General features: G+C 46.5%; 7 protein-coding genes and 1 pseudogene. 7 read left to right on the top strand and 1 reads right to left on the bottom strand.

The annotated features are described in order from the left end of the window. Positions 1 to 163 precede the first annotated feature (163 nt). On the top strand, positions 164 to 997 hold the full coding sequence (locus N4310_RS06635; protein WP_262092560.1) for a DegV family protein: 834 nt from the start codon (positions 164 to 166) through the stop codon (positions 995 to 997). Positions 998 to 1,110: 113 nt separating this feature from the next. Next, positions 1,111 to 1,386, top strand: coding sequence for an HU family DNA-binding protein (locus N4310_RS06630; protein ID WP_160332488.1), 276 nt, complete (start codon positions 1,111 to 1,113; stop codon positions 1,384 to 1,386). Between the two features lie 441 nt (positions 1,387 to 1,827). Here the strand turns inward: N4310_RS06630 and N4310_RS06625 are convergent. Further along, a pseudogene (locus N4310_RS06625) lies at positions 1,828 to 2,016 on the bottom strand (transposase); the annotation flags it as partial. A 117-nt stretch (positions 2,017 to 2,133) separates the two neighbouring features. Between N4310_RS06625 and rpiA the strand changes: the two are divergent. The 5 genes from rpiA (at position 2,134) to rlmD (ending at position 7,046) form a co-directional block, all read left to right on the top strand. Next, positions 2,134 to 2,808, top strand: coding sequence for a ribose-5-phosphate isomerase RpiA (rpiA, locus tag N4310_RS06620; protein ID WP_262092559.1), 675 nt, complete (start codon positions 2,134 to 2,136; stop codon positions 2,806 to 2,808). A 10-nt stretch (positions 2,809 to 2,818) separates the two neighbouring features. Next, the gene (locus N4310_RS06615) at positions 2,819 to 4,030 is read left to right on the top strand and encodes a phosphopentomutase (protein ID WP_262092558.1); all 1,212 of its coding nucleotides are present in this window, start codon (positions 2,819 to 2,821) and stop codon (positions 4,028 to 4,030) included. 13 nt (positions 4,031 to 4,043) lie between these two features. Further along, positions 4,044 to 4,853 (top strand): purine-nucleoside phosphorylase, encoded by an 810-nt coding sequence (locus N4310_RS06610; protein ID WP_262092557.1) that lies wholly within the window; start codon positions 4,044 to 4,046, stop codon positions 4,851 to 4,853. Positions 4,854 to 4,939: 86 nt separating this feature from the next. Beyond that, positions 4,940 to 5,653 (top strand): purine-nucleoside phosphorylase, encoded by a 714-nt coding sequence (deoD, locus tag N4310_RS06605; protein WP_160333397.1) that lies wholly within the window; start codon positions 4,940 to 4,942, stop codon positions 5,651 to 5,653. Between the two features lie 40 nt (positions 5,654 to 5,693). Then, entirely contained in the window at positions 5,694 to 7,046 is a 1,353-nt protein-coding gene (gene rlmD / locus N4310_RS06600; RefSeq protein ID WP_262092555.1) for a 23S rRNA (uracil(1939)-C(5))-methyltransferase RlmD, read from the top strand. Positions 7,047 to 7,496: the final 450 nt, after the last annotated feature.

Below are 7,496 nucleotides of genomic sequence, written 5' to 3'. Positions count from 1 at the left end.
TCAAAAAGGATGGCCAAACTCCTTGGTACACAAGGGGTTAGCTATCCTTTGTCTTTTTTAAACTGATAAACTCGGGAGGCTCGGGAGCTCTTGCAAAAACATTGAGGTTTGGGCCTTAAATCTGTTATAATAGGACAAAATGATTGTTAAGAAGTAGGTATGTATGACAAAAATTGCTGTAGTAACGGATTCATCGGTCACTATTGAAGATGAATTGGTTCAAGAGTATGGGATTCAAGTGATCCCGCTATCCGTGATGGTTGATGGGATTCTCTATTCAGATGCGGATTTGAAGGAGGGGGAGTTCTTGAACCTGATGAAAACGAGCAAGAATTTGCCCAAAACCAGTCAGCCACCAGTCGGTGTCTTTGCTGAAGTCTATGGCAAACTGGCCAAGGACTACGATCAGATTCTATCCATCCACATGTCCCACGCCTTGTCTGGAACCGTTGAAGCAGCCCGCCAAGGTGCCAGTTTATCCGGAGCCAAGGTTGAGGTCGTTGACTCTTCCTTTACGGACCAAGCGCAGAAATTCCAGGTCCTTGCGGCTGCCCGCTTGGCGCGTGAAGGAGCTTCTTTAGAAGACATTTTGGCTGAAATCGATCGTGTACGGGAAAATACGGAACTCTATATTGGCGTGTCCACCTTGGAAAATCTGGTTAAGGGGGGACGGATTGGTCGAGTATCCGGTTTGATTTCATCGCTCTTAAACATCCGTGTTGTCATGGAAATGGTGGACCATGAATTACGCCCAATCGCTAAAGGCCGCGGTGCTAAAACCTTTAAAAAATGGCTAGATGAATTTAAGGCTGGACTGGAAGGCCGAGAAATCGCTGCAATTGGGATTTCTTATGCGGGTAAACCGGATTTTGCGGAAGAGCTAAAAGGTCAACTCCAACCATTTTTAGAAGCGCCGATTTCCGTCTTGGAGACCGGTTCGATCATCCAAACCCATACCGGAGAAGATGCCTGGGCTGTTCTAATTCATTACGCTTAAAGCTGGCTTAAAATCTAAAAGCAAGGGCTAGCGAAACGCTTTTTTTACTTGCTTTTCTCATTTTTTTGAGTTATGATATGTACTGTTAGAAAATTAATGGAGGATTCTTACGAATGGCTAACAAACAAGACTTGATTGCTAAGGTTGCAGAAGCAACAGAATTAACAAAGAAAGATGCAGCAGTTGCAGTTGACGCAGTTTTTGCAGCAGTAACTGACTACCTTGCCAACGGTGAAAAAGTACAATTGATCGGTTTTGGTAACTTTGAAGTTCGTGAACGTGCAGCCCGCAAAGGTCGTAACCCACAAACTGGTAAAGAAATCACAATCGCTGCTTCTAAAGTTCCAGCTTTCAAAGCAGGTAAAGCCCTTAAAGACGCAGTTAAATAAAACAGTCTGGGGATAGACTGTTTTATCCAGTCTGGGGATAGACTGTTTTATCCAGTCTGGGGATAGACTGTTTTATCCAGTCTGGGGATAGACTGTTTTATCCGATTCTGCTAGCAGAATCGTTTCAACTATCTTTTAGTTTATTTTTAGCACAATACAGCAAGTTGTAGAGAGCTTTCGATACTGCTGATAAAACTTTCGAAGAAAGTTTCAAAGAGGTAGGGCAAAACGAGCTAACGCAGTAATAAAATATAAACTTAAAGAGTATATAAGCCTATTGTATCAACCTTTTCGAGGTGTACAGTAGGCTTTTTCGGTTCTATAATAAGTTGTGTGGAAAGCTTGCGATCCATGCAACTTTTTTTGTAATTCAGAGTGCAAAAAAAGCAATTCCTATTTTAATTGACGATTTTCTTTTCTCAGTCTCATCAATTCTCTCTATTCATCGGAAAGGTTGTCAATTGATTTAAAAGAACCAGTTTTTTTCTCTTCTCTAACCCATTTATCAAATGTCGAGGGAGTTAGATCGTATTGTTTGATAATTTCACTCCGTTTCTTGCCGGCTTTATGAAGGTCTACGATTTGTTGTTTGAAATCGTCACTAAAATGACGACGGGTACGTCTAGTCATAATATTTTCCACCATGAACCTAACCAACTGGAAGCGATTTCTACTTTTGCCGACTCAGCTTACCAAAGCCCGTGAATTTTTGGTATAATAGCACTAACTGAAGTGTGAGGTATTGCCATGGAAAAATTAAAGGAGCAAGCGGGTATTCACGCAGCTGGATATGTGCAAAACGGCATGGTTGTTGGTCTTGGGACAGGGTCAACTGCCTATTATTTTGTCCAAGAGTTGGGACGCCGTGTCCAAGAAGAAGGACTGGAGATTGTGGGAGTGACCACCTCACATCGAACAGCTGATCAGGCTAGGGGACTGGGAATTCCCCTCAAGTCCATTGATGAAGTGGACCAGGTAGATGTGACTGTCGATGGAGCAGACGAAGTGGATCCAGACCTTAATGGTATCAAGGGCGGCGGCGGTGCCCTTTTGATGGAAAAAGTCGTGGCCCTGCCGACCAAGGAATATATTTGGGTTGTCGATGAATCCAAATTGGTCAACTGTCTGGGAGCCTTCCCACTGCCCGTTGAAGTGGTTCAATATGGGGCACAACAGGTTTTCCGGCGCTTTGAGCGGGCGGGCTATAAACCGAGCTTCCGGATGGATGGGGACCAGTATTTCAAGACGGATATGCAGAACTATATCATTGATCTGCAGCTAGAAGAGATTCCAGATCCCTTGGCCCTAGCCCAGGAATTGGACCTGATGGTTGGCGTGGTTGAACATGGCCTCTTTAACCAGATGGTTCAACGTGTGATTGTCGCTGGACAAGCTGGCATCAAAGAATTGAATGCAGAATAGGAGTAAAATAATGTCAAAATTTGATCGTATTCATGTGGTTGTCATGGATTCTGTAGGAATTGGTGAGGCACCAGATGCCGCTAATTTCTTTAATGCAGGAGAACCGGATACGGGCTCAGATACCCTTGGGCATATCTCAGAGACAGTTGGACTTGAGGTGCCTGAAATGGAAAAAATGGGCTTGGGGAATATTCAGCGCCCTGAACCTTTAAAAACAGTCGCTAGTGTTGAGAATCCAACCGGTTATGTAACCAAGTTGGAAGAGCAATCGCTTGGAAAAGACACCATGACGGGTCACTGGGAATTGATGGGCTTACACATTACAGAGCCTTTTGACACCTTCTGGGATGGTTTCCCAGAAGACCTGCTGCAAAAAATTGAAGAATTTTCAGGTCGGAAGATTATCCGTGAGGCCAACAAGCCTTATTCAGGAACAGCTGTTATTGATGACTTCGGTCCTCGCCAGATGGAGACAGGGGACTTGATTGTCTACACCTCTGCCGATCCGGTCTTGCAGATTGCCGCTCATGAAGACATCATTCCATTAGAAGAACTTTACCGGATTTGTGAATATGCGCGGTCTATCACCCTGGATCGGCCAACCCTCTTGGGTCGGATTATTGCCCGTCCCTATGTGGGGGAGCCAGGCCATTTCACCCGGACAGCCAATCGCCATGACTACGCTGTTTCTCCTTTCTCCGCAACTGTATTGGATAACTTGAAGGAAGCTGGCGTTCCGACTTATGCGGTTGGAAAAATCAATGATATTTTCAATGGTTCCGGAATTTCTCACGATGTGGGCCATAATCAGTCCAATGAGCATGGGGTTGATCAGTTGGTTGAAACCCTGAAAAACCCTGAATTTACCAAGGGACTATCCTTTACCAATTTGGTGGATTTCGATGCTCTCTTTGGGCATCGCCGGGATCCAGAAGGTTACCGGGATTCCTTGCAAGAGTTCGACGCTCGTATCCCTGAGATTATCGCCAACATGGGTGAGAAAGATCTCTTGATGATTACAGCCGACCACGGTAACGATCCGACCTTTGTTGGAACCGACCATACCCGTGAATATGTACCCCTCCTGCTTTTCAGCAAGAGCCTAGCAGGGAGCGGTCACATCGAGATTGGCAACTTTGCCGATGTGGCAGCGACAATCGCAGATAACTTTGGCGTGAAGCCATCTATGATTGGATCTAGTTTTTTGGATCAATTAAAATAAGGAGAGTCACGGAATGACATTGATGGATAAGATTAAAGAGACAGCTGCTTTTCTACAGGACAAGGGAATTTCAGCGCCTGAATTTGGCTTGATTTTGGGTTCAGGCTTGGGAGAATTAGCCGAAGAAGTCGAAAACGCAATTGTCGTGGACTATGCAGACATTCCTAACTGGGGACAGTCGACCGTTGTTGGCCATGCTGGTAAGCTGGTTTATGGAGACTTGGCTGGACGGAAAGTCTTGGCCCTCCAAGGACGCTTCCATTTTTACGAAGGTAATCCCATGGAAGTTGTGACCTTCCCGGTTCGGGTCATGAAGGCTCTTGGTGCGACTGGGATTATTGTGACCAATGCTGCTGGAGGAATTGAATTTGGCCCAGGTTCCTTGATGCTGATTTCGGATCACATCAATCTGACTGGCCAACACCCATTGATTGGTGAAAACCTCGATGAGTTTGGTCCCCGCTTCCCAGATATGTCCGATGCCTACACAAGCGCTTACCGGACGCGGGCGCGCAAGGTCGCTGCAGAATTGGAGTTAGAACTGCAAGAGGGTGTTTACCTGGGCGTAACCGGTCCTAGCTATGAAACACCTGCTGAAATCCGTGCCTTTAAAACCATGGGAGCCAGTGCAGTCGGTATGTCGACCGTTCCGGAAGTGATTGTCGCAGCGCATTCTGGTTTGAAGGTTTTGGGAATTTCAGCCATTACCAATTTTGCAGCGGGCTTCCAAGAAGAACTCAACCATGAGGAAGTGGTAGAAGTGACCCAAGGCATCAAGGAAAACTTCAAGAACTTTGTCAAGGCTGTCCTAGCTGAACTTTAAACCACATAAAAAGAATCAGGAGATTTGCAGTTTGGCGGATGAATCCAGCCGGATTGCTTCTCTCAGATTTACGATAAGGAGAACGAATGTCAATTCATATTGAAGCCAAAGTCGGCGAAATTGCTGATAAAATTTTACTCCCCGGAGATCCCCTCCGTGCGAAATTTATTGCCGAGAACTTTTTAGAAGATGCGGTTTTGTTTAACCAAGTCCGCAACATGTTTGGCTATACCGGAACCTACAAGGGTCACCGTGTGAGTGTTATGGGAACTGGTATGGGGATGCCGTCGATTTCCATCTATGCCCGTGAGCTGATCGTGGACTACGGGGTCAAAAAATTAATCCGTGTGGGGACCGCTGGTTCCTTGTCTGGCGATGTTCATGTCCGGGAATTAGTCTTGGCCCAGGCAGCTGCAACCAACTCCAACATCATCCGCAATGACTGGCCGATGTATGATTTCCCACAAATTGCCAGTTTTGACCTACTTGATAAGGCCTACCATATTGCCAAAGACATGGGCTTGACCACCCACGTTGGTAGTGTCCTTTCTTCAGATGTCTTCTACTCCAAGTTCTTCAAGGAGAACCTAGAGCTCGGAAAACTTGGCGTCAAAGCAGTCGAAATGGAAGCGGCCGCCCTCTATTACCTAGCTGCCCAACACAATGTTGAAGCTTTGGGAATCATGACCATCTCAGATAGCCTCGTGAACCCTGAAGAAGATACTACTGCAGAAGAACGTCAAAACACCTTCACCGACATGATGAAGGTTGGTTTGGAAACCTTAATTGCTGAATCATAAAGTGGAGCCTTAGGCTCCACTTTATTAATAGGAGAGAAACTTGGAAAAAAATCAAATTGTTGAAGTAGAAATTGTTGACCTCAGCCATGAAGGGCAAGGGATTGCCAAGGTCGACGGACGTGTCTTTTTTGTCGACAATGCCCTCCCTGGCGAGGTCATTCAAATGCGGATCCTCAAGGTCACGAAAAAAATCGGTTATGGCAAGGTTCAAGACTGGCTAAAAGTTTCGCCCCATCGTAACCAGGCCACCAATGTCACCTATCTGCGGACTGGCATCGCCGACCTGGGCCATCTGAATTATGACCAGCAGCTCTTGTTCAAGCAAAAGCAGGTGCAGCAGAACCTCAAAAAAATTGCGGGCATCGACAGTCTGAACGTAGCGCCAACCCTGGCAGCTGACGCTCCCCTAGCCTACCGCAATAAGGCTGCCGTGCCCATTCGCCGGGTCCAGGGACAACTGGAAAGCGGTTTTTTCAGAAAACACTCTCATGACTTGATCCCCATTGAAGATTTTTACATTCAAGAAAAAGAAATTGACGCACTGATTCTGGCGACCCGCAATCTCTTACGCCGCCTGGACTTGAAGCCCTATGATGAAAAGGAAGGCACCGGTCTGATCCGCAATATCCTGGTCCGCCGTGCCCACTACACAGGAGAAATGATGTTGGTACTGGTTACCACCCGTCCTAAGATCTTTCGCGTGGAGCAGCTGATTGAACAACTGACCACGGAATTTCCGAATCTGGTGTCGGTCATTCAGAACATCAATGACCAGAAAACCAATGCCATCCTCGGCCAGGAATTCCGCCTTCTCTACGGCAAGGAAACTATCACTGACCAGATGCTGGGCAACAATTTTGAAATCTCCGCCCAATCCTTCTACCAAGTCAACACCCCTATGGCTGAAAAACTCTACCAAGTAGCCATGGACATGGCCGACCTCCAGCCAGTCGACATTGCCATCGACGCCTACTCCGGCATCGGCACCATCGGCCTCTCCCTGGCCAAGCAAGTCGACCACATCTACGGCGTTGAAGTCATTCCCAAAGCCGTCGAGGACAGCCAAAAGAATGCCCAAACCAACGGTATCACCAACGTCACCTACGTCTGTGACCAAGCTGAAAGCGCCATGCAGAACTGGCTCGACCAAGGCATCCGCCCAACCGTCATCTTCGTCGACCCACCCCGCAAAGGCCTCACCCCAAGCTTTATCCAAAGCAGCGCCCAAGTCCAACCCGACCGCATCGTCTACATCTCCTGCAACTCTGCCACCATGGCGCGTGATGTCAAACACTATGGAGAACTAGGTTATAAGCTCAAACAAGTCCAACCGGTGGATCTGTTCCCACAGACCCATCATGTGGAAGTAGTGGGCTTGTTGGTGAAGGAGTAGAAACCTTGGGATGAAAGGGATAAGGAAAAGTTTTGATTGCAAGTCTTTTTGCTTTATTATGAGGAAGTATTAGAGTGAATAAATTTTTAGAGGTGCCCTCATAAAACTTAGGGAGTGAAAATAAAGAAAAGCAGGTATTTCTACTGTAGTGGAACCATCAGCAGTTGGAAACAACTGCTAGATGGCGGAGCTTTTGAGACCTTGGCTCAAAAGCTAGTGATGAGACTCCGAAGGAGGCTGCTCATGTCCGCACTACCAAATAGGAATACCTACTTATTTGAAATAAGGCGACAATAAGTATGAGTTTTTAGAGGCCCCCAAAAATGGTTGACAAATGGTGGAAAAGATAAGAAGGGAGTGGGACAGAACTAATTTTTTTCAAAATTAGTTCGTAGTCCCACCCCCGCAAGGTTGATTAGGTCGGGTTCGGAGCCTAAAAGGCGAACGAAA

The organism is Streptococcus danieliae (assembly GCF_025447695.1).
GTDB lineage: Bacteria > Bacillota > Bacilli > Lactobacillales > Streptococcaceae > Streptococcus > Streptococcus danieliae.
Note: the sequence above shows the minus strand (reverse complement) of the source record. Positions and strands in the feature narration are given on the sequence as shown.